24 protein-coding genes and 1 pseudogene are annotated in these 23898 nt (G+C 57.8%); 9 read left to right on the top strand and 16 right to left on the bottom strand.

Annotation, left to right across the window (positions count from 1 at the left end; all coding sequences use genetic code 11):
* Positions 1-136: 136 nt before the first annotated feature.
* Positions 137-2392 carry a DUF1631 domain-containing protein gene (locus V476_RS15775; RefSeq protein ID WP_024960630.1) on the bottom strand — a complete coding sequence of 752 codons (2256 nt, stop codon included), beginning with the start codon at positions 2390-2392 and terminating at the stop codon, positions 137-139.
* A 354-nt stretch (positions 2393-2746) separates the two neighbouring features.
* Between V476_RS15775 and nadC the strand changes: the two genes are divergently transcribed.
* Positions 2747-3595: a carboxylating nicotinate-nucleotide diphosphorylase gene (gene nadC / locus V476_RS15770; protein ID WP_016567171.1), complete on the top strand. Its 849-nt coding sequence runs from the start codon at positions 2747-2749 to the stop codon at positions 3593-3595.
* Positions 3596-3642: 47 nt separating this feature from the next.
* Complete coding sequence (locus tag V476_RS15765; protein WP_024960629.1) at positions 3643-4719, top strand: TIGR00266 family protein; 1077 nt, start codon at positions 3643-3645, stop codon at positions 4717-4719.
* A 225-nt stretch (positions 4720-4944) separates the two neighbouring features.
* On the opposite strand, the gene V476_RS15760 is transcribed toward V476_RS15765, so the two are convergent.
* The 13 genes from V476_RS15760 to V476_RS15700 all read right to left on the bottom strand — a co-directional run bounded on the left by V476_RS15760 (position 4945) and on the right by V476_RS15700 (position 16483).
* Positions 4945-5523 (bottom strand): TerD family protein, encoded by a 579-nt coding sequence (locus V476_RS15760; protein WP_003317757.1) that lies wholly within the window; start codon positions 5521-5523, stop codon positions 4945-4947.
* 37 nt (positions 5524-5560) lie between these two features.
* The gene (locus tag V476_RS15755; RefSeq protein ID WP_024960628.1) at positions 5561-6136 is read right to left on the bottom strand and encodes a TerD family protein; all 576 of its coding nucleotides are present in this window, start codon (positions 6134-6136) and stop codon (positions 5561-5563) included.
* Positions 6137-6163: 27 nt separating this feature from the next.
* Entirely contained in the window at positions 6164-7198 is a 1035-nt protein-coding gene (locus V476_RS15750; RefSeq protein WP_003345106.1) for a TerC/Alx family metal homeostasis membrane protein, read from the bottom strand.
* A 26-nt stretch (positions 7199-7224) separates the two neighbouring features.
* Positions 7225-7674: a tellurite resistance TerB family protein gene (locus V476_RS15745; protein WP_003317761.1), complete on the bottom strand. Its 450-nt coding sequence runs from the start codon at positions 7672-7674 to the stop codon at positions 7225-7227.
* Between the two features lie 51 nt (positions 7675-7725).
* A complete protein-coding gene (locus V476_RS15740; RefSeq protein ID WP_024960627.1) occupies positions 7726-8919 on the bottom strand; it encodes a TerD family protein in 1194 nt (397 codons plus the stop codon).
* A complete protein-coding gene (locus V476_RS15735) occupies positions 8916-9509 on the bottom strand; it encodes a TerD family protein (RefSeq protein WP_003317764.1) in 594 nt (197 codons plus the stop codon). Before V476_RS15735 ends, V476_RS15740 begins: the two co-directional genes overlap by 4 nt.
* Positions 9510-9555: 46 nt before the next feature.
* The gene (locus V476_RS15730; RefSeq protein ID WP_003317765.1) at positions 9556-10302 is read right to left on the bottom strand and encodes an HAD family hydrolase; all 747 of its coding nucleotides are present in this window, start codon (positions 10300-10302) and stop codon (positions 9556-9558) included.
* Positions 10303-11253 carry an HpcH/HpaI aldolase/citrate lyase family protein gene (locus V476_RS15725; protein ID WP_024960626.1) on the bottom strand — a complete coding sequence of 317 codons (951 nt, stop codon included), beginning with the start codon at positions 11251-11253 and terminating at the stop codon, positions 10303-10305.
* Entirely contained in the window at positions 11253-12347 is a 1095-nt protein-coding gene (locus V476_RS15720) for a cysteine protease StiP family protein (protein WP_024960625.1), read from the bottom strand. Before V476_RS15720 ends, V476_RS15725 begins: the two co-directional genes overlap by 1 nt.
* Complete coding sequence (locus V476_RS15715) at positions 12340-13098, bottom strand: HAD family hydrolase (protein ID WP_016567164.1); 759 nt, start codon at positions 13096-13098, stop codon at positions 12340-12342. The genes V476_RS15720 and V476_RS15715 overlap by 8 nt, the downstream gene beginning before the upstream one ends.
* Complete coding sequence (locus V476_RS15710) at positions 13091-14224, bottom strand: phosphoribosyltransferase domain-containing protein (protein WP_024960624.1); 1134 nt, start codon at positions 14222-14224, stop codon at positions 13091-13093. The genes V476_RS15715 and V476_RS15710 overlap by 8 nt, the downstream gene beginning before the upstream one ends.
* Positions 14225-14290: 66 nt before the next feature.
* Positions 14291-15430, bottom strand: a complete 1140-nt coding sequence (locus V476_RS15705; protein ID WP_004409944.1) for a trypsin-like peptidase domain-containing protein — start codon at positions 15428-15430, stop codon at positions 14291-14293.
* A gap of 54 nt (positions 15431-15484) precedes the next feature.
* A complete protein-coding gene (locus V476_RS15700) occupies positions 15485-16483 on the bottom strand; it encodes an ATP-grasp domain-containing protein (protein WP_024960623.1) in 999 nt (332 codons plus the stop codon).
* A 119-nt stretch (positions 16484-16602) separates the two neighbouring features.
* On the opposite strand from V476_RS15700, the gene V476_RS15695 reads away from it, so the two are divergent.
* A complete protein-coding gene (locus V476_RS15695; RefSeq protein WP_004415097.1) occupies positions 16603-17148 on the top strand; it encodes a DUF1523 family protein in 546 nt (181 codons plus the stop codon).
* A 47-nt stretch (positions 17149-17195) separates the two neighbouring features.
* On the opposite strand, the gene V476_RS15690 is transcribed toward V476_RS15695, so the two are convergent.
* The gene (locus V476_RS15690; RefSeq protein WP_024960622.1) at positions 17196-17783 is read right to left on the bottom strand and encodes a hypothetical protein; all 588 of its coding nucleotides are present in this window, start codon (positions 17781-17783) and stop codon (positions 17196-17198) included.
* 331 nt (positions 17784-18114) lie between these two features.
* Between V476_RS15690 and V476_RS29350 the strand changes: the two are divergent.
* A pseudogene (locus V476_RS29350) lies at positions 18115-18249 on the top strand (winged helix-turn-helix transcriptional regulator); the annotation flags it as partial.
* Between the two features lie 300 nt (positions 18250-18549).
* Here the strand turns inward: V476_RS29350 and V476_RS27360 are convergent.
* Positions 18550-18984 carry a pilin gene (locus V476_RS27360; protein WP_024960621.1) on the bottom strand — a complete coding sequence of 145 codons (435 nt, stop codon included), beginning with the start codon at positions 18982-18984 and terminating at the stop codon, positions 18550-18552.
* 225 nt (positions 18985-19209) lie between these two features.
* On the opposite strand from V476_RS27360, the gene pilB reads away from it, so the two are divergent.
* Genes pilB through yacG form a run of 5 tightly spaced genes read left to right on the top strand, consistent with a single transcriptional unit; the run spans position 19210 to position 23824 of the window.
* On the top strand, positions 19210-20904 hold the full coding sequence (pilB, locus tag V476_RS15685; RefSeq protein WP_017278649.1) for a type IV-A pilus assembly ATPase PilB: 1695 nt from the start codon (positions 19210-19212) through the stop codon (positions 20902-20904).
* Between the two features lie 2 nt (positions 20905-20906).
* The gene (locus V476_RS15680; RefSeq protein ID WP_024960620.1) at positions 20907-22124 is read left to right on the top strand and encodes a type II secretion system F family protein; all 1218 of its coding nucleotides are present in this window, start codon (positions 20907-20909) and stop codon (positions 22122-22124) included.
* A gap of 1 nt (position 22125) precedes the next feature.
* Positions 22126-22998: a prepilin peptidase gene (locus V476_RS15675; protein WP_024960619.1), complete on the top strand. Its 873-nt coding sequence runs from the start codon at positions 22126-22128 to the stop codon at positions 22996-22998.
* Positions 22995-23618 (top strand): dephospho-CoA kinase, encoded by a 624-nt coding sequence (gene coaE / locus V476_RS15670; RefSeq protein WP_004415092.1) that lies wholly within the window; start codon positions 22995-22997, stop codon positions 23616-23618. Before V476_RS15675 ends, coaE begins: the two co-directional genes overlap by 4 nt.
* Complete coding sequence (gene yacG, locus V476_RS15665) at positions 23615-23824, top strand: DNA gyrase inhibitor YacG (protein ID WP_024960618.1); 210 nt, start codon at positions 23615-23617, stop codon at positions 23822-23824. Before coaE ends, yacG begins: the two co-directional genes overlap by 4 nt.
* Positions 23825-23898: the final 74 nt, after the last annotated feature.

Raw genomic sequence — 23898 nt, 5'->3', positions numbered from 1 at the left:
GGGTACGGATTCGCGATGTAGGAAACGCGCTGTAGACACCAAGGATCCGTGGCGGCGCGGCGTGGACTGCAGGCCGACGCGGGGCGTCGGCACCGCAGTCAAATGTGCGTCTGGCGACAGACAACATCGCCGCCAGTCAGGCGCCCTTGAGCTTGCGCAGGTTGCTGATGACGGACTCCAGGGCCCGATCGAAGAGCAGCGCATCATCGAGAATACGCACCGCGCCGCGGCGAAACTCTATGGCAAGACCGGTGCGGGTCTTTTCCAGAACCTTCATGCCGGTCCGATTGACGAACACATAACGCCCGGTCGGCTCGACAATCGCGGTCAACTTGCAACGCAGTTTGTGCTCTTCATCTTCCTGAATCTCGACCCAGCAACCGACCCGCAGCTTGTCGACCATCTGCAGGCCTGCGTCGTCATCAGGTAGCTGGACCACCGGCTCATTGAGCATCTGCTCTTCAGCGGTAATCAGAACGATTTCCTCGATCACCTCCATCATCGGCGGGCCCTCTACGGCCTGGCCGTCTGCCTGCGTGGCATCGCTTTGCGCAGTGTCGCCCTCACTTTCCTGCAAGCGCGAGAAGTGCTGGAACGCTTTCACGTGCAGCGACTCCAGCTGACTGAAAAATTCGCTGGTGGCAAACGGGTCGAAAGCGGCACTGGTCAAGCCGTCACGCAGCGACTTGAGCAGTCCCGGAACCAGCTCCAGCAGGCGCTGCAAGGCCTGCGGGTCGTCGTGCAGCTCGACGCTCCAGATCAACTCGTCCATGGTCTCCAGCCCGGCCTGCCACTCGCTGGACTCTTCGCCATGCTTGAGGCAAGTCAGCAGCAGTACCTTGCTCCAGGCCTCCTGCAGCAGCCGCACAACAACCTCGGGCAAGGTTTTGCCCAGCAGGCGCTGATTCAGCTCGTGCTGCACCTGCTGCCGAGCCAGTTCGGCACGGGCGCGCCCCTCTTCGGCATCGCGGGTACGCTGCTCAAGCAGCTCGCTGCGGCGACGCTCGTCACTGGTGAAGGCCAGAAAATCCGCCAGTAATTCGGAAAAGATTGCCGGGTCATCGACAAAATCATTGAGCAGGCGCTGCACGATCTGCTCGACGCGCTGATACAGCGAGTCGCGCTGATAGTCGTCACGGCCACCCCAGCCCAGCGCGGCAGTGGCAATTTCGTTGAGCAGGCGACGGGCAGGATGACTGCCGCGGCTAAAGAAACTTTTGTCGATGACCGCCACTTTGAGCATAGGAATCTGCAGGCGCCCGATCAGAGCACGCAATGAAGGCGTCAGGTTGCGGTCATCGAGGATGAACTCGAAGAGCATGGCGATCAGGTTGATGACATCTTCGTCACCGACACCGACGATTCTGGATTTTCCGGTCTTGACGTTGACGCGCGTCAGCAGTTGTTCCAGCTGATTGCGCAGGTCGAAATCGTCTGAAGTGTCCTGCGACGGCACATATTGCTGCAGGTGAGACAGCAGGCGCAGCAGGTCCCGGCTGGAAATCGGACGCACTTCGGCATTGGGCTCATGACGCGGCGCGAGGTGGCCGCGCACGTGCAGCAGCAGTTCCTGCAAAGCCGAGAACACCTCCTGCACACCCTTGTCGAGCTTGTCGGCGGCTTCGTTCAGGGCAGGGTCGGACATCTCGGCGGAGCGACTTCTGGGTGCCGCCCGGTCGGATGAGCGACGGGCCGGCAACGCTTTCATGTCCGGCAATACACCTGTGGCAATCAGCAACTGATTGGCTTCGCTGTACAGATCGTCCGTATTGGCCAGGACGTACTTCTCGAACAGTTTGAGAATGATCAGCTTGACCTTGATCTCGACGCCAAGGCTGCGCCCTGCCTCCAGAAAGAATCTGCAGAGCATCGCCGGCCCCAGAGGGTTGGAGTCTTCGGCAATGGCTTGAGGAATGAGGACGTTCAGGCGGGCAGTGAGCTGGCCCAGAGCGAGGGCGTCACGGCTCATGACTTTGCTGACCATGGCGTCCACGGCCACGGTCTTCTCGAGATCATCGTTGTGCACCAACGACAGCTTGTCGAAAGACACAGCGGCCGGAAGCACGGGTTCCTGAATCTGATACTGGCCCAGGACCAGGAAAGACTCGTAAAACTTGTCGAGAAAACCACGTTCTATGCTTTTGCGCTTGAGGCGCAGGTCACGCATGGCTTCAAAAAAGATGTTCTGCTCAGTGTTGCTGCGGGCGCGGTCAGCCATTTCGAACAGCGTATCGTCAGCGTTATCGAACAACGCCTGCAGTGCATCCTTGAGCTGCTGGGCCGCCTTGTCGCGAACCTGCAACAACACCACAGGTAATCGGGCCAAAGGAGTACCCGCCCCCTGCAAAGGGAACGATTTGCTCAACGGCACTACTTTTTCGTCGTTCGGCATTACACCCCCTGACAGGAAACAACCTGAACCCCATCACAAACGTGGCTTGCTACCCCCGCACTGTGAAGCGACCCTCTTGACCTTGCACAACGTCAAACCCATGGCGTCAATTACAAGTCGGATTATCTTTCAAAACTTGTCATCGACGCCAGTGAGACTTTTCTTTCACTCTCGCGAAAGAACCGGCAAGGCATTCGTGTGCAGCGATAGACCGCGATATTCGCGTTCCATCGCAAACGAATCTGCCAAACCGACCAACTGCACGTCTCCTGGGGTAACACCTTGGCAATGGCGCAGGTGGGTAAGCGGAATGCGGTGCCTTATACTCGAACGACTTTGCTACTGGAGCCCGCCATGCCGAATTTACGAATTGCCGACCTGACCGCCGAGATCGAGGCCAATGTGCGTCGCGCATTGCTGGAGGATGTCGGCAGCGGCGATATCACCGCCCAATTGATTCCGGCAGAGCGACTGGCCAAGGCCACCATCATTTCCCGCGATGCAGCGGTGATCGCGGGTACTGCCTGGGTCGATGCAGTCTTCCGGCAACTGGACCCGCGCGTCGCCGTGCACTGGCAAGTGACCGATGGCGACCGCGTCAGCCCCAATCAGGCGCTGTTTCACCTTGAGGGCCCGGCCCGCTCCCTATTGACCGGCGAACGCAGCGCGCTCAATTTTCTGCAGATGCTCTCGGGAGTGGCCACGCGTGCGCAGTACTTCGCGGACATGGTCGCGGGCACTCAGGTCAAACTGCTGGATACCCGCAAGACCCTGCCGGGCCTGCGCATGGCGCAGAAATATGCGGTCACCTGCGGCGGCTGTCATAACCACCGCATCGGGCTTTACGATGCGTTTCTGATCAAGGAAAACCACATCGCAGCCTGTGGTGGCATCGCCCAGGCAGTAGAAGCGGCGCACCGGATTGCACCCGGCAAGCCTGTGGAAGTCGAGGTGGAGAGTCTGGGTGAACTCCAGCAGGCGCTGGACGCAGGCACCGACATCATCATGCTCGATGAATTAAGCCTTGATGACATGCGCGAGGCCGTGCGCCTCACCGCAGGCCGTGCCAGTCTGGAAGCCAGCGGCGGCATCAACGACGATACCCTTCGAGTGATTGCCGAAACGGGTGTCGATTACATTTCCATCGGTGCGATGACCAAGGATGTGAAAGCCGTGGACCTGTCCATGCGCCTTAGCCTCTGACGCATCGCGCATAGCCAACTGTCACTATTCGCTCGGGAGTAGACGCCTTGGAACAATGGTTTGTGATGAACGCAGGCAAGCAACTCGGCCCGATGGACGCGGATGCTGCGCGGCTGATTGCCCGTGAGTCGCCCGGTGCCTGGTGCTGGAAGCAAGGCATGCCGGACTGGCAGCCGATCTATCAGGTTCCGCAGGTGCGCGCCATGAAGAAGGACGGTGTGACGCCTTTTCCTGATCCGACGCCGGACATGGTTCAGCCCAAGCCGTCCGCGCTGCCAGCGCAGGCAGCCCCGACACCCGCGCCGGCCTCGGTGCCCGCCAGACGCCCTTCGTTTACGCACGACCCGAACGCCTCGGGCGGCTATGGCCTGGCGCAGACCACCGACGGTGTGGACTTCAAGCTGTACGGCACGGAAACCCAGTTCATCGAACTGGAGCTTGACCCTGGCGAAAGCGCCGTCGCCGAAGCCGGGGCGATGATGTACAAGACGTGCGACGTGCAGATGGAAACCATCTTCGGCGACGGCAGCAATCAATCGTCAGGGCTGCTGGGTTCGCTGTTCGGTGCAGGCAAGCGCATGCTGACCGGCGAGAGCCTGTTCACCACGGTGTTTTCGCAACAGGGTTCGGGCAAGGGCCGCGTGGCGTTTGCAGCGCCCTACCCGGGCACGATACTGCCGCTCAACCTGCGTGATTTCGGCGGCAAGCTGATCTGTCAGAAAGACAGTTTCCTGGCCGGCGCCAAAGGCGTCTCCATCGGTATCCAGTTCCAGAAGAAAATCCTCACCGGCCTGTTCGGGGGCGAAGGTTTCATCCTGCAAAAGCTGGAAGGCGACGGCTGGGTATTCGTACACATGGGCGGCACGGTGCGCAAGATCGAACTGGCGGCGGGCGAAGCGCTGGATGTGGACACCGGCTGCCTGGCAGCCATGACCCAGACAGTCGATTACGATATCCGAATGGTCGGTGGCGGCATCAAGTCGATGCTGTTCGGCGGCGAAGGGGTGTTCTTCGCCAGACTGACCGGCCCTGGCACGGTATGGCTGCAAAGCCTGCCCTTCTCTCGACTGGCCGGGCGCATGCTGGCCGCAGGGCCATCGGGTGTGGGCAGAAGCGAACGCTGACTTCAGCACTACGTTATTAGACCGGAGACTGTGCTGCGCACTGGCGACTATCGTGCGGCGCTCTGCGTCGCATGCCTTTCTGGACGCTCAGCGTCCTCTGGCGACGCAGAGCGTCGTGAACTGCATTCCCACGCTGGAGAGCGTGAGGAACGATAGCTGTAATCAGCACCCAATAAAAAAACCCCGCCATCGCTGGCGGGGGTTTTTATTGGGCGCTGCTCGGGTTTAGCCGATTGCCACGCCGTGAGCTTCTGCCAACGGCTTCAGACCGCCGGCAAAGCCCTGGCCAATGGCCTTGAACTTGAACTCTTCGCCATTGCGATACAGCTCGCCGAAGATCATCGCGGTTTCGGTCGATGCATCTTCCGACAGGTCGTAACGAGCGATTTCCTTGCCGTCAGCCTTGTTCACAACGCGGATGTAAGCGTTGGAAACCTGGCCAAAGCTTTGCTTGCGCTCTTCGGCAGAATGGATGGTGACCGCGAAAACCAGCTTCTTCACTGCCGCTGCCAGGCCAGTGAGCTTAACCGTTACCGACTCGTCATCGCCTTCGCCAGCGCCTGAACGGTTATCGCCCAGGTGCTCGACCGAGCCATCAGCCGACTTCTTGTTGTTGTAGAAAATGAAGCTGTTATCGTCCAGCACTTTGCCATTTTCGCCAACGATGAAGATCGACGCATCCAGGTCGAACTCGGTGCCATCGGTCACACGCGGATCCCAGCCCAGGCCCACGGTGATTTCTGTCAGGCCAGGAGCCTCTTTGGACAGGGAAACGTTGCCGCCTTTACTCAGACTTACTGCCATGTTCTTGATCCTTTCCAGAAAAGTGGTTGGGCGTGAATCAGAAATTCATGCCGAAAGAGTTGGCCAATGCTTTTAGTCCCCCCTTGAAACCGCTACCAACGGCGCGGAATTTCCACTCGCCGTTATTGCGGTACAACTCAGCGAAGATCATTGCGGTTTCGGTAGAGGCGTCTTCAGCAAGATCGTAACGGACGACTTCCGCGCCCGACTCTTCATTCACTACGCGAATGAAAGAGCGGCTCACCTGGCCAAAGTTCTGGCCACGACTTTCTGCGTCATGAATGGTCACCACGAATGCGATCTTGTCGACATCAGCAGGCACACGGGTCAGATCGACCTTGACCACTTCGTCATCGCCGTCGCCAGCACCGGTACGGTTGTCACCGGTGTGCTCGACAGAACCGTCGGCGCTCTTGAGCTGGTTGTAGAAAATGAAGTCAGCTTCACTGCGGACCTTGCCATTGGCGGCCAACAGGAATGCGCTGGCGTCCAGGTCGAAACCCTGTCCGTCAGTGGCTCGCGGATCCCAGCCCAGACCGATCAATACTTTGGTCAGGGTAGGGTCGGTTTTCGACAGCGAAAGGTTGCCACCTTTTTGCAGAGTCAAAGCCATGATTCGTTTATCTCCTTTATCCAGTGTTTACGCTTTTTCTTCCGCGGATTCGTCTTTGCCCGGGAAGAGCAGGCTTGCAACGATACCGATGATCAATACGACGACTACCACCAGCAGGCTGGCATTGGCGCTGATCTCGTAACCGTGATGGAACAGGTGGTTGGTAGCATTCAGGCCCAATTTCAAGGCAATGAAGAACAGCAAGGCGATAACCGCTTTCTCCAGGTGCACCAGATAGCGCTTGAGGGCTTCCAGAACGAAGTACAGGGTACGCAGACCAAGAATCGCGAACAGCATCGCCGAGAACACAATCAGCGGCTCGCGGCTCACGGCAATGATTGCAGGCACGGAGTCGAATGCGAACAGAACGTCGGAGATTTCCGCCACAACCAGACACAGGAACAACGGGGTCGCGAACAAAGCGCCTTTTGCCGCCAGCGTGATACCGGCGTTTTCAGGCTTTTTGACTTCCTGCTCCAGAACCGAGCGGCTGACGAAGAAGTTGCTGCCGTGCAGTTTTGGCCACACCGGGAACAGCTTCTTGGCGAAGCGATAAGCCATGTGTTGCGAGTAGTCGACTTCTTCGTCGTCGTCATCGCCCGCCCTGAGCATCATGATGGCTGTCCAGGCAACGATGACCGCAAACACCACTTCGACCCATGGACCCAGCGCCAGGAGGCCGGTACCGATGGCGACGAAGATGCCGCGGAAGACGATGGCGCCGATGATGCCCCAGTACAGAACGCGGTGGCGCAGGCCATCCGGAATCTTGAACCAGGAGAACAACGCCATGAACACGAACAGGTTGTCGACGCTCAGCACTTTTTCCAGCGCGTAACCGGTCACGAACAGCGTGGCGACTTCAGAGCCGTGCTGGACATACAGAAAACCCGCGAAGGCCAGCGAAATGGCGACCCAGAAAATCGACCACGCCGAGGCTTGCGCGAGGGTGATTGGCTTGTTTCCCCGGTGGGAGAACATGTCGATAGCCATGGCCGTAACGGCCAGACCGACGAAAACCGCCATCGTGAGTGGAGGGAAGCCTAGAGAGGTGCTTTCCATTTAACTGCGTTCCTTAGGGTAAAAAATTACAGGTCGAAATCGGACGGGTTGAGGCCAAGCTCTCGACAGATCGTGCGGCAGACTTCCCGCTCTTTCTCATCGAAGCTGCCATCGGCGCCACCGATAGCACAGCAGACGCGCACCAGCAAACGGGCTGCATCTTCTTTCTTTTTGATCTTGCCGATGGTTTTCAAGGCCTCGGCGCGACCAATTTCAAAATCGAACTCGAACTTGGAGCAGGCTTCCTGGAAGCCCTGGATGACGTCCTTCATGTCGAAAACTTTCAGTTCCTGAGAGTTCTGAATGAAGCCGGCCATTTTCTGCTTTTCACTGGAGCTGATATCACCGTCAGCGGCCGATACCAGAGCACAGCCGGAAACCACAGCCTCCATGAATTCGCGATTCTTGAACTTCGAGACTTCCGAAGCCAGCTTTTCGCGAGCAGCTGTTGCGTTTGTTTTCAACCAGTCCAGCATGTCTATCTCCCATGAGGCGGCACAGCCAGCCCAGAAATACCACGGTATTGTTTACTTGGAACCGGCAGCCCAGCGCATGCCCCAGCCGTAGGCTTTGTCCATGTTGCTGTGGCCGTTGTGGAAATCCACACGACGCGTCACCTTGACCGCACCGTTGTCATTTTCCAGCAGGGCAATGGCACACATGCCCTGACGACCGCCCTCTTCATTGAGGCGAACCTCGATGGGCGGCTGGCCAGGCGCGTGAATGGTGACGACCCCGTCGGTTTCCTTCCAGTTCGGCGCACCTTCATAGATGAACGCGTAGACCAGAATGCGACGGATCTTGCTCCAGTGTGCGCCATTGATATGCAGCCACTCACCGTCGCTGATCGAGCCGGTACGGTCATCGCCCATCAACTTGATGAACGGCTCGGTGTTGAGTGAACCGAACGAGTTGCCCAGCGCCTGAACAGCGCCTTTGAGACCGTCCTGCATTTCGAAGAGGCAGCCTACATCAAGGTCAATGGCATTGCTCTTCTTCATAGAGAAGAAGCCGCCGCCCTTGCTGTCGTTACGACGGTTCCAGTTCAGGTTGACCCGAATCTCACCGAAACCGGCACTGGATTTTTCCAGGCTGATCGAAGCACGGGTCTTGTCGAGCGTAATCTTGCTCAGACTGACGGTCGACTTCGGTGCAGGCGCTGGAACAGGTGCAGGTGCAGGTGCAGGTGCAGGTGCAGGTGCAGGCTCATCCTGAGGCGCGGCGACTTCAACGCCGAAGTTTTTCGCCAATGGCTCAAGGCCGCCGGCAAAACCCTGGGCCACGCAACGGAATTTCCATGCACCCTGACGCAGGTAGAACTCGCCCAGAATCAGCGCGGTTTCTTTCATGCCACTGGTCGGGATATCGGCTTCGATACCGCCGGTGATGTTCAAGGCCAAGCGTGACACGCTGCCAAAACTGGCCTTGTTCTCATAGATGGTCGCCGTCAGGGCAACCTTCTCGATGACCGAGTCCAGGCGGCTCGGGTCAAGACTGAACACCGCGCGTCCGGCCGACGCTTCCGTCTGCTGCAGCGCACCGCCGTTCACGCTTTTCTGGCCGTAGAAACACATGTCCTGATCGCCACGGACCTTGCCGGACGCGGTCAGCAGAAAAGCGGAGACGTCGATATCCGCATCCGCGATCGGAGAGTAGATGATTTCCACCGTCAGCGGGCCGGCAGCGACCGGCGCGTTGGCGCCCGGGACGAGTTGGGTCATACCCGTACAGCCCCGATCGCCAGCTCGACCAGATCATCAGCAGTGCGACCGTTGGTGACCTGGCCTACTGCAGTGAAGTCCCAGCCCGACGGCGTGCGCGCCAGATAAGACATCACCACGCCGGTGTGCTGACCTTTTTCGGACAGATCAAAGCGACCCAGTTCGTTACGGCTGCCCAAGTCGACAATACGGCAGTAGGCGTTGGCGACTTTTTCGAAATTCTGACCGGTGAACGAATTGACGGTGAACACCAGGTATTTGACGGCGGCAGGCAGTTTTTCCAGATCGACGCTGATGGTTTCATCGTCGCCCGCGCCTTCGCCGGTACGGTTGTCACCCGAATGCTGAATGGCACCGTCACGCGATTGCAACTGGCGGAACCAGACCAGGTCGAGGGGCTTTTTATCGGCGTCGAGCATGATGCACGAGGCATCCAGGTCGATATCGCCGCCGCCACCACCGAGCAATTTACCGAAGAAACCACTGGCTTTTTCAGGGTCCCATCCAAGTCCCATGCTGACTTTCTTGAGGCCTGTACCAGCAGTTTTCTCGAGTGAGATCGTCTGGTTCTTTGCCAAAGTGAGTGCCATTTTTCGCTCCATGTGACGTTGGATTTCGGATAAAAGTGTTACAGCCTTACCGTGTTGGCCCGTCTTTGCCATCAGGATTGTGTAACTTGGCGTTAACGGGGCCTTTATAACGGCCTCGACGCCACGTCGGATGGAACAAACGCCAGTGCGCATCCTGAGCAGCGGCGAGCAATTCGTGGTCGCCTCGGGTGTCGCCCCATGCGCGAACCCGGAACTGGGTCAGCGGCCCATAGACGCTCTCCAGCCGTGCAACTTTCGAGTCGCAGCGGCAGTTGCTGCCTTCGATCAAGCCGGTCAACTTGCCGTCGATCACTTCCAGATTCGTACCGATCAGCTCTACTTTCAGGCGATCAGCGAAAGGTTGCAGGACCATAGCAGGCGATGCTGAACAAAGCGTGACAATGGCGCCCTTCTCGATTTCAGCGGCGATGGACTCCAGCGCAGCAGGACGCATCAGGCGTTTCCAGTGCGACTGGCAGAACGCTTCAGCCTTCTGCTGCAGCCATTGCACTTCGACGCCACTGAGGAAGGCCTTGATCAGGCGGCCCTTGAGTTCGTCGCGGGTCAGGCGCTTGGCCAGGTAGCCGATGCTGGGCAGCACCAGCCGCGCCATGCGCACCGAAAAGGCACGTTGCCCGAAGGCGAATTTGAGAAACGGGACAAAACTGTCGTGGCGGGTAATGGTGCCGTCGAAATCGAAAACCGCCAGCAGGCGCTGTTCCACTTCGATTTCAAGGTCGGGCCCTACAGGCTCAAGATCAGGTCCTGCGGTTTCAAGGTCAGGTTCTATCATCTAGCTAACTGCCTCAGCGAGTCGAATGCTGGCATCCATGATCGAAGCGGGTGCGGATAACACTCCATGCCATTTGGCGCGCTCCATGATGTGGGCTGCCCATTTGTAGTGGGTAGCCGGTTCACACATCGCGTCGTTGTACTTGAACACTGCGGGGGCCACAGAGTTCAAAATCATCCGGGCGGAGTTCATGTCCTCCAGACTGACGCGTAGCGCATTCTGAATGATATTGACCTGCGAGGGGTGAATTGCCGTTTTACCGACCAATCCATTGGTAATATCCAGCGCCAGTTCATGCTGCAGAATGTCCGGAGTGGCCAGTTGCTCGAACACCGGTGCGGTGAGCGAAAAGCCCTGCGCACCCATGACCCCCGCCAGCATGGGGATGACATACCCCATCGGCGTCGAATACAGGGTCATGGCCGGATTGCGGCGCAGCCCCAGGCAGCCCATCAGGTCATTACCCCCGATGCGCAGCGCAATGATCCGCTCGTACAGACTGGCCTTCAAGGCTTCCCCCAACTCGACCATCGCGGTCGGATTGAACACCTCGGGGGTTTCCAGTGTAGGCATCAACGCCAGCGAAGGATTGGTGACGGCCTGCTCCCAACTCGTCAGACTTTTCAGCGAGAGCTTGGGCACAACGAAACCGTCGACGTGCGCCATCAGCGGCCAGTCGTTGAGAATGCGCGCCATCGCTGCGTCCCTCGGACGCACGAACAGCAGCGGACCGTTGGCCGGACGACCGCCACGATCGCGGATTCGGGTGAGTACCTGACGAAGATTGAGCAACGCCGTGTCGACATCGGTCAGCGCCACGGCGTCTTCCAGACAGACAACCAGCGAACGCAGCTCGGGAATCTTTTCACCGAACACCACATCGACGATGTCGTCCCGGGTCGCGGGCATATACAGCGTTGCCCCCAGCGCATAAGGCGAGAATAAGGCCATTAGCTCAGACTCCGAATGATGGTCACGGCCCGATAGGGCCCCAGGAGATCGCCCACTTCTTCGACGGGAATCCCCGCTTTTTCGGTCAGGTGCAACAGCAATTGCACGTCGCTGTCAGCCAGGTTGCGCACCAGTACGTGATCCGGCACGCGGCGCATGACCGCTCTGGTGGCTTCGGCAATGCCCGGCTTGATGCGATTGAAGTTATTGATCCTGAAGCGCTCGGCCAGACGGTCGACCACCTGTGATGCGGCGGCCTTGAGTTCGGTTCGCTGAGCCAGCGTCCAGGGTGTCAGTGTGAGCGTAGAACTGTTTTGACGACGCTGGCTGTCGATCTGTTCAATAAAAGACTGCGTGACGTCGTGGTCCCGCAACTGCTCGTACACCACGCAACCGTGCAGCCCGCCGTCCGCCGGCCAGATAGAGCGCGACACCAGACCGGACACCGTGGCACCGAGAATGCCGGACGGAATCACCCAGTCTTCTGCCGACGCTGCCAGCCAGGCACTGCCGCACGGATCGGCCAGCACCACCAGCCGTGGCTGATCCGGAAAGCGCGTATCGCCCGCCAGGCTGCGACGGATCTCCCCCGAAATCGCGCCCTTGCCGGTCCAGCCGTCGACGAACACGATGCTCTGCGCGCCGTGGGCCTGAATGATGGCTTCAAGCGCCACCGTATCAATGCCGCGATCACGGACGATACTGATGCCGTAGTGGTGCGCTTCGCGGCCCAGATCGATCAGCGCCCGCCGCAACAACACGCCCAGCGGCAGACCGGCGCGCACGAACGACACCAGAATGATTTCAGCACCTGCGCACTCGCGGGCGAGCGCCTGGGCCAGGGCCTGTACATCGTCGGCCATGCGCGCGCCGTTCTGCTCGAGCGCCCGCTCATACAGCGCCTTGTGAGCGGCGCTAGGCGCTGACTCCTCGCTGATCATTTCCGAATAGTGCTTCTGTCGCGTCTGAATCAGGCGCTCCTTCTCCTCGACGCTGGTGGTCTGTAGCGCCACGCCGCGCAACAGAAAATGCACATCATCGTGCAGGTAACTGCCGCTGCCGACCGTATCGAGCCCGTGAACGGGATCACTCATGCGCTGCTCCGACAAACATTTTCGCCAACTGACTGCGGGCAGGTGTCGCCCACCAGTGGCACTCGTCCATGAAACCCAGATCGGTAATGCTGTCGCCAAAACCGAGCACCGGGCGTTCGCCATTGATCGCCTTGTCGCGCCGCAGCCACTCCTGGACCGCGTAACGCTTGGCCAGCCCTTCGGGCAGGAAAGCCAGATTGTTGCCGTTGCCGTGGATGTGCATGCCATCGAGCAAGCCCCGCGCCTGCACTTCGGCCAGCACTTTGCCGAGGATGCTGTCATCGCTCTCGTTATGCTTGGTCACCACGTAATGGAACAGCTGCGCCTCTTCGACCACCCAGCCGCGCAGTGAAAACCCCAGCTCCTGACCGATCGCCAGTGTCGTCGCCGACAGCTCATGCAGGCGCGACTGGTAGCTGGCCAGGGTCTGTTTCATCTGCTCGTTCCAGTCATGATCCAGTCGCCCCATGACATCGAGCATCACCCCACCATGGGAGCAGATCGCGCCTGCGGTGAACGGCAGTTTGACCCGGCTGTAGGCCTCGACACTGCGCGCCGTCACCGGCACCACATCGGAATGCGCCAGCAGCCAGTGCGCGAACGACTTCTGCACGTTGGTCATGTAACCGTTGGCATTACCCGTGATGTCCAGGGTTGCGACATGCTTTTCAATGCCAGCCGGGGTTTTGCGCGCGGTCTGGAACAGCGTGTCGTCCAGATCGACGAAGATCAACGGGCGGTCGTTACTCATCGCAGATGACCTCGGCATTCAGTGCTTCGATCAACTCGGCAGGCACGGCCTGCCTTGGGGTTTCGGTACAGATCAGCACCCGGTCGAACTGACCCGGCCGCACGTTGTAGAGGAAGTTGGGGATGCCCAGGCCATAGTTGTCGGAGAACGACAGCGCATGGTCGATGGCATGACCGAGTGCAATCGGTGAACGGCTGGTGGAACTGAAATGCACGTCGGCTCCGGCCTTCTCCAGACGCTCAGCGAGCAGGAACGGGCGCCAGACGAACTCACTGGTGCCAACCACCAGAATGCGTTCGCCCTTTTTGACGGTAATGCCGGGTGCCAGCGTATCGGCCACCGACAGCACACCCATGCGCCCCCAGTCGTTGGCAGTGACCAGCGGCCAGTCACCCATGGCAACGGTGCCGACTTCCGGCATCTCCGGCAGCGGCGCGCTTACGTCTTCATCAAAGGAGTACGAGCCTTGCAGCAGCGAGACCTGTTCTGCCACTGCGCCCATCGAGGTACTGACCGCGCCCGCCGACCAGTCGGTGAGCACGCAGGTCACCACCCGCTCGAGCTTGCTCAAGCCAGCGTCGACCAGCGCCTGATGCAGGTTGATGAAGGTCTTGCCCGTCGACGCCTCGTCATCGACCAGCACCAGCGAACGGGCACCGAGCATCATCTCGCGTAACGCCGGATCAACGGGCAGGTGGATCAGATGAGCGCTGGCGTGGCTGTGCTCTTCTTCAAAGCGGGCGAACAGCGCGCTGCCGGTCGGATGGCGCGTACTGACCATGTACAGGGCATCCGGGCGCGTTGCGCTGTAGGCACGGTGTACCCCGGCGCCGAGGCCCACGGCGGTTTCGGCCATGCCGATGACCAGCACCGGACCGGGCAGGTCTGCGGGGATCTTGTGCGCCAGGTCCTGAAAGCTTTTCAGCATCACGCTCGGGCGCGCAGGGATGTGGCGTCCCAACACTCGGGACACGAAGAGAAACGCGCGCTTGGGATTACGCCGCTCGGCGAAGCCGAACAGTGAATCCGGAGCGATGGTCGACGAATCGACGCTGACATCGAGGCGACCACGAAGCAGATCAGCACGAAGCTTTGTAGGGTTGGAAAAAGCTGCGCTGCTGTCCATCGATATATTCCTGATTAGCGGGGCCGCAGCCCCTGACGCCTGCAGACCAGCCAGGCAACACCGACTTCATTGGCGAGAGGCTTCAACGAGCCATAACGACGACTGAGCGGTGCGTGAGATTTCTGTGGTGGTGTACGACCTTTCCGGGCGGGCATGCGCAGCGTCGATGCGGCACGCCTGCAGAAAGGCCAGCAACAGTGCGGACTTCACGGCGAAGTTCATGTTTTGCCCGTCCGGTACGGTTGAGGTCACCATGCCAATCACCGCGCCCCCGTTGTCGAATAACGGGCTGCCACTGGACCCCGGCTGTATCGGTGCCGTGAACTGAAACAGGCTGGCATCGTTGTGCAGGCCGAACAGACCGGAGATCCCGCCCTGAGTCACCTGCAACCCGCCACCTGAAATGGACGCCAGTGGATAGCCCAAAACCGCTACGGTATCACCCGGCTCACAGCCCTGCCCGTCCCGGAATGTAACCGGAGACAACAGCGGTGCGCCCTGCACGCGCAGCAGCGCGATGTCGTTGCGACGGTCGATGACCACTGGCTCGGCCTTGTAACGGCCCTCCAGTGAAGTGATGTAGAACACGCCCATGTCTTCGATGACATGCGCACAGGTCATGACGTGCGCCGGGCCGACCACGAACGCCGTGCCGGTCGCCGACTCATGCCGTGGCCCGCCACCCGACCCCGCAGACGGGCGGCGCGGATGACGGTCGTCCACGTCCAGACCGATCTTGCGCCCGAACGCCGACAGTCCATACGCCGAGCCTTCGCTCAGCGCGCGGAATTTCCATTGCTCATTGCGTTTGTAGAACTCGCCGATGATGATCGCCGCTTCGCCGTTATCGCGCAGGTCCAGGCGGTGCTCGATATCACCATCCACTTTGAGGTGCAGGCTGGCAATATCGCGGATCGGCCCCATGGCTGCGTAGACGTAGACCATCAGCAGCACGCGATCACTGCCCGTCGGGAGCCTGTCCAGCCTTAACGTGCAGCCAACATCCTGAGGGCCGCCGCTCCACTCCATCCAGCCTTGTTCCTGTTGCAGCAGCGCTGGATCGCCCATCGGCTGGCGCTTGTCGTTGACCGCCAGCAAGGCGACCGCTGCGTACTCACCAAAAACCGAAGACTTACCGCTCTCCAGGTTCCAGGTGCAGTGGGCGTTAGCTAAAGCAGTGTTTGCACCTGGCGCAAGAAGCTTCATGCCCGATCCTCCCTGATAAGAGCGATTAGTGATAGCAAAAATCTATTATCACGATCAAACCGAGGCCCGTACAGCGACCGTGATGGCCTTGACGCGGATATCTTCGAGCCAATGTGTTTCCGGTTCTTTCAAGCCGAGACGCCTTGCCGCGAAAATACCCGGCAGGTTGATGCCGGTTTCACGGGTGTAGCCAATGCCGCCTGAATAACGCGGGTTGATCTCCAGCAAGCGCGGCTTGCCATCCGCGTCGTCGCGGGTCTGCACATTGATCAGCCCGTCGCAGGCAAAATGCTCCGCCGCACGTACCGCGAGCTGTACAGCTTCGCTGTCACGCTCGAAGGTCTGATTGAGCCCCACCTTGCGCCGCCCGACGACGGCAACCGCCTTGCCGTGCTCGCAGACCATGTCCACCGAACACTCACTGCCCGGCATATACGGCATGAGCAGCATGGCCGGCACGTCATCAGCCTGACGATAAGCATTAAGGTACGCCTGAAAGGTCGTTTCACGCGCATCGGGGTTGGCGAAACAACGAAAATCGTCAACGTCGGTCTTGAAGCGCCAAAAGCCGCGCCCGTAAATCCCGACCACCGGCTTGATGCACACCTCGCCAGACACCGCCAACGCATCGTAAGCCGCCTGCAACTCCTCGGCATTGCTGACGGCAATCCCCGGAATACATGCCAGCCCCGCCGCCTCGGCCGCTGCCGTGAAACGACTCTTGTCATCGACATCCATGAAGGTCTGCAGGGACGTTCCGCCGGTGACGAGGTCCAACCCTTCAGCGACAAAACGCGCACGCTGCGCTTCGTAAAAGCTGCCTATCCGGCCGGCGACAATAATCTTGACGCCCAGCGAGCGAGCGGTGTGCAGCACCCAGTCGATACGCTCGTCGTTATCGACCGGCTCTTGCAGCGCCACATCGGCCTGCCCGGTGATTTCGGAGCGCTGCTGGCGATGCGAAGCGATGATCTGCACCGACGCAGGTAGCGCATCGCGCGCCCCCATGATCACTTCACGCTGGCTGGATTGCCCTTCAAGGAACCAAATCATGTCAATCTCCGGGAGACAACGCCGTCAGCAACGGCCTTGTCGAATTTTGTAATAACTGTTTTGCTTCGAAATGTTCGGATTAGGGCAAAGTCACGCAATTTTAAACAGAGGACGCTGGTATGAAGTGGCTGAGAAGGTCGATTTGGCTTGTGGTATTCGTTGCACTGGGGATCGGCGCATTAAGCCTCTACTACGTCCTGCCGCGCCATGATGTCGTGATGATCACCGGCGTGGAAGTCAAAAGAATGGACGCCGACGGCGTCATCAACGCCGAAAACCCGGCAGACGGCCCGACCCGCGACGTGTACTTCATCAACACCGAAGACCCGGACAGCAAGAAAGTCGTGGTCTACCGCAACGAAGACACCGGCTGGAGCTTCCCGTGGTACTTCAAATTCGACTCCGCCGACATCCAGGCCAAAGCCCAAGGCTACTCGCGTGATTCCCAGCAACTGGCTTTGATCCGTTACTACGGTTGGCGGATAACCATCCTGTCGATGTTTCCCAACGTGACCGAAGTTGAAGCGGTGACGAGTCGTGATCAGCCGTTTCCGGTTTTTAACACGATCTTTTTTGTGGTGGTGGGGTTGTTGGTGGTGATGGTTGTGGTTGGGGTTAGGAGGAGGTTTAAGGGGCGGGCGCGGGTTGATGGGGTGGTGAGGTAGAAGCCAATCCCTGACCTGAGCAGTCAGTAACTGCCTGGCCACGTATCTTAAGCTGCGTGGCTACGCTCATAGTTAACGGCTGCTTTCACTGCGACAGGCGCAATCTCATAGAGTAAAGCCACACGCTTCGCGTTCTGGCCTTCAGCTAGATAAGAATGATAGGTCGTTGCTGTGTCGATTCCCGTTGTTGCCAACACCGGTTTGCCAAAATTCCTTGCGGGGTCCAAAACGACTGCCTTGCTTCGCTTGACCGGATACCAGCGCTTTGCCGACTCTTCACCTGCGTAATCAATGCCCTCGTACAGAGAGGGCGTAATGACCTGCTTGAACGCGTATTGCCGCTTCACCAGATCCAGCAGAGCCTCATCACCCGTTTCATCCAGGACGGTCGCGAAAATATCCCGACCGTCGGTTTGAAAGCGTCTGCACGTAAACGGGTAGAGCTGACCGAACATTTCTCTGGCTTGCAACGAGGCGCTGCGGATCGCTTGGAAGCTGACGCCGTGCTGGCGAAATGCATGAACAAAACGAATTTCCAGCAGGTCGTGGAAGCCGAGCAGCTTGTCGTCGAGAAATGCAACCTCTGGCGTCCAGAGGCCGGGGTGATCGACGCCTGCCGCGCTATAGCCAAACATCCATCTACGAATGTCCTTTGCTGGAATGCCAGTGTATGAGGACGCTTCTGCTGGGGTGTATAGGCCCACACCGAGGAGGCGACTGGGTAATGCGGTGGTGTTCATAGCCCCTCTCTTCTCATGTGTGGAGTAATCGGGTGGGTAATTCTGGGCTTGATTCGGATATCAATCAACGAACGTTTCGGTAACCGAAGTGAATCAGGAAGTGACCTAATGCAAAAGCTGAAATGTCCTACAATGCCATCGCATAACACCAAGCAATCGAATCAAAGCGCCCCCAACGAAGCACATCCGCCGGGGGCGTTATCGTTTCAACAGGTGAGTCTAACATGTGATTAGGACGGTGCTTGCGACTTCGCCGCCTTCTGCGGAGTACAGTCTTTCGGAGTTGGGGCTGGAGTTGCTGCCTGCGATTGCGGAGATTGGGTATAGGCTTAGGTTGGAGCGGAGGGATGAAATAGGTTGAATTGGCAGGAGGTAAACCACAGTTGACACAGTGACTGGCGTTAGTGTGACATATGCATTAAGAAGACCATTACACTAGCTGAAAACGCCAACAGCAAAACCAAGGTACCGCAAATAGCCATTTACAACATTTAATACCACCTCAGAAAACCTTTATAACCAACCGAAATACAGTAAGCCATCACGGATAGCTTTAGCAAGACGGAGCACTTAAAAACTCACAGCACACAAACGGAACATAAAGAATAGCCCAGTCGACGACCGGGCTAACTCTACCCCCTTTAAAAAGAGGATTCAACCATTAGGTTTTAGGAAGATAAGCGGCTGTAACCGTCCCACCAACAGTCCATGTGCACTGAGCACTCGCAACACATGTCATTGTATATACAACGTTTTTTGTATCTACATCAGCGCTACCGGTACCTTGCATTACAACTGTAACAGTACCTGCGGTTGCCGAGGTGCCAACAGCAGTGACAGAAGTAACATACTTACTAGTTATGCTAGCAGCAGCCGGCAAACCTAAAGATGCATTTGTTGTTGCAGCCGATAGACTACCGTCATTGAAAGCCAGCGCAAGTGCTTGCTGCGCCGGAGCAGAAATTGCAGAGGCCTCAGAAACCTTAGCCTTTAGTGTGTAAGTATTATATGAAGGGATTGCGACGGCAGCCAGGATACCGATGATCGCAACTACGATCATGAGTTCGATTAACGTAAAACCTTTTTGTGCTTTCATTGTTACTTCTCCGAGGCGTCAATTATGTGGTGCCTTAAAAACGAGCAAGCATAGGTCGTGCCAACAATACCACCACCCTAATCGCAGCAAAAATATGCGAATACACGACTCTGAAAGGCTCAGAAATCAGCAGAAACTGACAATTTTCGTCACATGTCTCTCTGCCATTTGGCAGCACCGCCCGACTGCGCTATAACCCACCCATTGTCCGTGTCTGGTGGTTTTATGACTGATGCTGTCCTCACTGGCTTGGCCAAACAATTGGTCCTAGCCGAGCTACTTACTGAACCTGTTGCGCAGCAAGCGTACCAGCAGGCGCGCCGCGACAAGATTTCGTTGGTGAGCTATCTAGTTCAGCACAAACTGGTCAAAAGCCTGACGCTGGCAGAATTGGCCTCCGATCAGTTCGGCGTGCCGTTCATGGACCTCGCCAGCTTGGACAAGGAAAGCCAGCCTAAGGGGCTGGTCAGTGAAAAGCTGGTTAGACAGCATCATGCGCTGCCGCTTTGGCGACGCGGCAATAAGCTTTTCATTGCAATCTCGGACCCGACTAATCATCAGGCAGTGACAGATATTCAGTTCAGCACAGGTCTGAACACCGAAGCGATTCTGGTTGAAGATGACAAGCTGACTGTTGCGATAGACCGGTTTTTTGACAGCGATAGCGGTCTGGGCAATCTGGAGGATGTCGATCTGGGCCTGGATATCGAACCGGCGGATGGCAAGGAAACCACTCTAGCTACACAGAATGACGCTGACGATGCCCCGGTGGTGCGCTTCGTCAACAAGATGCTTATGGATGCCATCCGACTAGGATCATCCGACTTGCACTTCGAGCCCTATGAAAAGATCTTCCGCGTACGTTTGCGTACCGATGGCATCCTGCACGAAGTCGCCAGACCGCCGATCCATTTGGCAAACCGTATTGCTGCGCGTCTGAAGGTCATGGCCAGCCTCGATATTTCGGAACGACGCAAACCGCAGGACGGAAGGGTCAAGTTGCGGGTGTCCAAAACAAAGGCCATCGATTTTCGCATGAATACCTTGCCCACACTGTGGGGCGAAAAGATCGTGATGCGGATCCTCGACCCGACCAGCGCTCAGATGGGTATCGATGCGCTGGGCTATGAGCCAGAACAAAAGGCTTTGTATCTGGAGGCGTTGAAACAGCCGCAAGGCATGATTCTTGTGACCGGCCCCACGGGTTCCGGCAAGACAGTTTCGCTGTATACGGGCCTGAATATTCTCAATACCGTGGACATCAACATATCCACAGCCGAAGACCCGGTAGAGATCAACCTGGAAGGTATCAATCAGGTCAACGTCAACCCGCGCCAAGGGTTGGACTTTTCTCAGGCACTGCGCGCCTTCCTGCGTCAAGATCCCGACGTAATCATGGTCGGCGAGATTCGCGACCTGGAAACCGCCGAAATCGCTATTAAGGCGTCGCAAACCGGCCACATGGTGCTCTCAACTCTGCACACCAACAGCGCAGCAGAAACATTGACTCGACTGCATCATATGGGCGTTGCAGCGTTCAACATTGCCACCGCAATAAACCTGATTATTGCGCAGCGACTGGCGCGCAAGCTGTGTAGCCATTGCAAGAAAGAACTCGATATTCCTCGCGAGACGTTGATTAAAGAAGGCTTTCCAGAGGCGAAGATCGGTACGTTCAAGATCTATGGGCCGATGGGCTGCGAGCATTGCAATGGTGGTTATAGAGGCCGAGTCGGCATTTATGAGGTGGTCAAGAAAACAGCGGAGCTGGAGCGCATTATCATGGAAGAAGGTAACTCACTTGAGATTTCCAGGCAGATGCGCAAGGACGGCTTCAATGACCTGCGAACCTCGGGCCTGTCAAAAGCCATGCAGGGCATCACCAGCCTTGAAGAAGTCAACCGCGTGACCAAGGATTAAGCATGGCCAGCAAGGCAGTCAAAGTCATCGTTTACACGTGGGAAGGTGTGGACAAGAAGGGCACTAAAGCCAGTGGCGAACTGAGCGGCCATAATATGGCACTCGTAAAAGCCCAATTGCGCAAACAAGGCATCAACCCCACCAAGGTACGCAAGAAGTCCGCATCGATCTTCGGCAAAGGCAAGAAGATCAAGCCATTGGACATCGCGTTTTTTTCTCGGCAGATGGCAACGATGATGAAGGCTGGCGTGCCGTTGCTGCAGTCGTTTGACATCATCAGCGAGGGCGCTGAAAACCCAAACATGCGTACACTTGTGAGCTCGTTAAAGCAGGAAGTGTCGGCAGGCAACAGCTTTGCGACGGCGTTGCGACAGAAACCGGAATATTTCGATGACCTGTTTTGCAATCTGGTAGATGCCGGCGAGCAAGCGGGGGCACTTGAAAGTCTTCTGGACCGGGTCGCTAGCTACAAGGAGAAGACCGAAAAGCTAAAAGCCAAAATTAAAAAAGCCATGACATACCCAATCGCCGTGTTGATCGTAGCGATTATTGTGTCAGGTATTTTGTTGATCAAGGTGGTACCGCAGTTCCAATCCGTATTTGCTGGCTTTGGTGCTGACTTACCTGCGTTTACTCTGATGGTTATTGGTCTATCAAACATTGTTCAGGAATGGTGGCTGATAATTGTCGGTTTATTGTTTGCAGGTTTTTTTTTATTTAAGCGGGCCTACAAAAAATCTCAAAAATTTCGCGACGGCCTTGATCGTCTTTTGCTAAAAGCCCCCCTCATCGGGCCTCTTATTTTCAAATCTTCGGTAGCTCGCTATGCGCGCACACTTGCTACGACTTTTGCCGCTGGCGTCCCGCTTGTGGAGGCTTTGGACTCAGTCGCCGGAGCGACTGGCAATGTAGTATTTAAAAATGCAGTCATCAAGGTAAAACAGGACGTCTCCACGGGCATGCAACTGAATTTTTCGATGCGTTCAACAGGAGTATTTCCGAGCCTTGCGATACAGATGACCGCGATTGGCGAAGAGTCCGGCGCCTTGGACACCATGCTCGACAAGGTCGCTACCTACTATGAGGACGAAGTCGATAACATGGTCGACAATCTGACCAGCCTTATGGAACCGATGATCATGGCCTTTTTGGGAGTGATCGTCGGCGGCCTTGTCATTGCCATGTACCTCCCCATCTTCAAACTTGGAAGCATTGTCTGACATGCCCCTCCTCGACCTCCTGGCCAGCTCCCCCCTGGCCTTCATCACCACCTGCTGCATCCTCGGCCTGATCATCGGAAGCTTCCTCAACGTGGTCGTCTACCGCCTCCCGAGAATGATGGAGCGCGACTGGAAAGCCCAATCCCGTGAAATGCTCGGCCTGCCCGCCGAACCCGATCAGCCCGTCTTCAACCTGAACCGCCCCCGTTCCAGCTGCCCGCATTGCGCGCACAAAATCCGCCCGTGGGAAAACCTGCCGGTGATCAGCTATCTGCTGCTGCGTGGCAAATGCTCGCAGTGCAAAGCGCCGATCAGCAAACGCTACCCGCTGGTCGAGCTGACCTGCGCAGTGTTGTCGACCTATGTGGCCTGGCATTTCGGCTTTGGCTGGCAGGCGGCGGCAATGCTGGTACTGAGCTGGGGGCTGCTGGCGATGAGTCTGATCGATGCTGATCACCAGCTGTTACCTGATTCTCTGGTGCTGCCACTGCTGTGGCTGGGCCTGATCGTCAACGCTTTCGGGCTGTTTACCTCGCTGAACGATGCGCTGTGGGGTGCAGTGGCCGGGTATCTGGCGCTGTGGTCGGTGTTCTGGCTGTTCAAGCTGGTGACCGGCAAGGAAGGCATGGGTTATGGCGACTTCAAGTTGCTGGCCATGCTGGGCGCGTGGGGCGGTTGGCAGATTTTGCCGTTGACCATCCTGTTATCGTCGCTGGTGGGCGCGGTGCTCGGGGTGATCATGATGCGCGTGCGTAGGGTCGAAAGCGGTACGCCGATCCCCTTTGGTCCTTATCTGGCCATTGCGGGGTGGATCGCTTTGCTCTGGGGTGGTCAAATAACCGACTCTTACATGCAGTTTGCCGGTTTCAGATGACTCACCCTGATGAAAAACCCTGGATTCTTGGCCTGACTGGCGGCATCGGTAGCGGTAAAAGTGCAGCGGCGAAGTGTTTTAGCGACCTTGGCGTCGACACTGTGGATGCCGACCATGCCGCCCGCTGGGTTGTCGAGCCCGGGCGCCCGGCGCTGGAGCAGATAGCGGCGCACTTCGGTAAAGGCGTGTTGCAGACCAGCGGCGAGCTGGATCGAGGCGCGCTGCGCAAGCTGATCTTCGAAAACCCCGAGCAGCGGCGCTGGCTGGAAGCGCTACTGCATCCGCTGATCAATCAGGAAATCGTCAGCCATCTGGCCAAGGCCAAATCGCCGTATGCCATTTTGGTCTCGCCATTGCTGGTCGAGTCCGGGCAATACCGCATGGTTCAGAGGCTGCTGGTGATCGATGCTCCGGCGCACCTGCAGATAGAACGCACCATGCTGCGCGACAGCTCCAGCCAGGAGCAGGTCGAAGCCATTCTCAAGGTGCAGATCCAGCGTGAAGACCGCCTGCGTCATGCCAACGATGTGCTGGTCAACGACCGCGATCACGCCTGGCTCAGCAGCGAAGTCGAGCGGCTGCACCACTTTTACCTTACTTTGCGTGGAGGCCAATCATGAGCCAACCAATGACCGTTCAATGCCCAACCTGCGACGCCCCGGTGGAATGGAGCACAGCCAGTCCGAGCCGCCCGTTCTGCTCCGAGCGCTGCAAACTGATCGACCTGGGAGCCTGGGCTTCTGAAGAGCATGCGATTCCGGTGAGCCCGGATGCTGAGGACGAGTTGTTCTCGGGTGATCTGGAGGCTCCGCACAGGGGGCATTGATAACAAGTCGATGCGAAGCAACTCGCTTATACGCAACTACGAGGGCTATCTTTCAGTCGCATCTCAGGACGCCT

Origin of the sequence: Pseudomonas syringae KCTC 12500, from assembly GCF_000507185.2 — a bacterium.
Classification (GTDB): domain Bacteria; phylum Pseudomonadota; class Gammaproteobacteria; order Pseudomonadales; family Pseudomonadaceae; genus Aquipseudomonas; species Aquipseudomonas syringae.
This window is presented reverse-complemented; position numbering and strand designations above follow the sequence as displayed.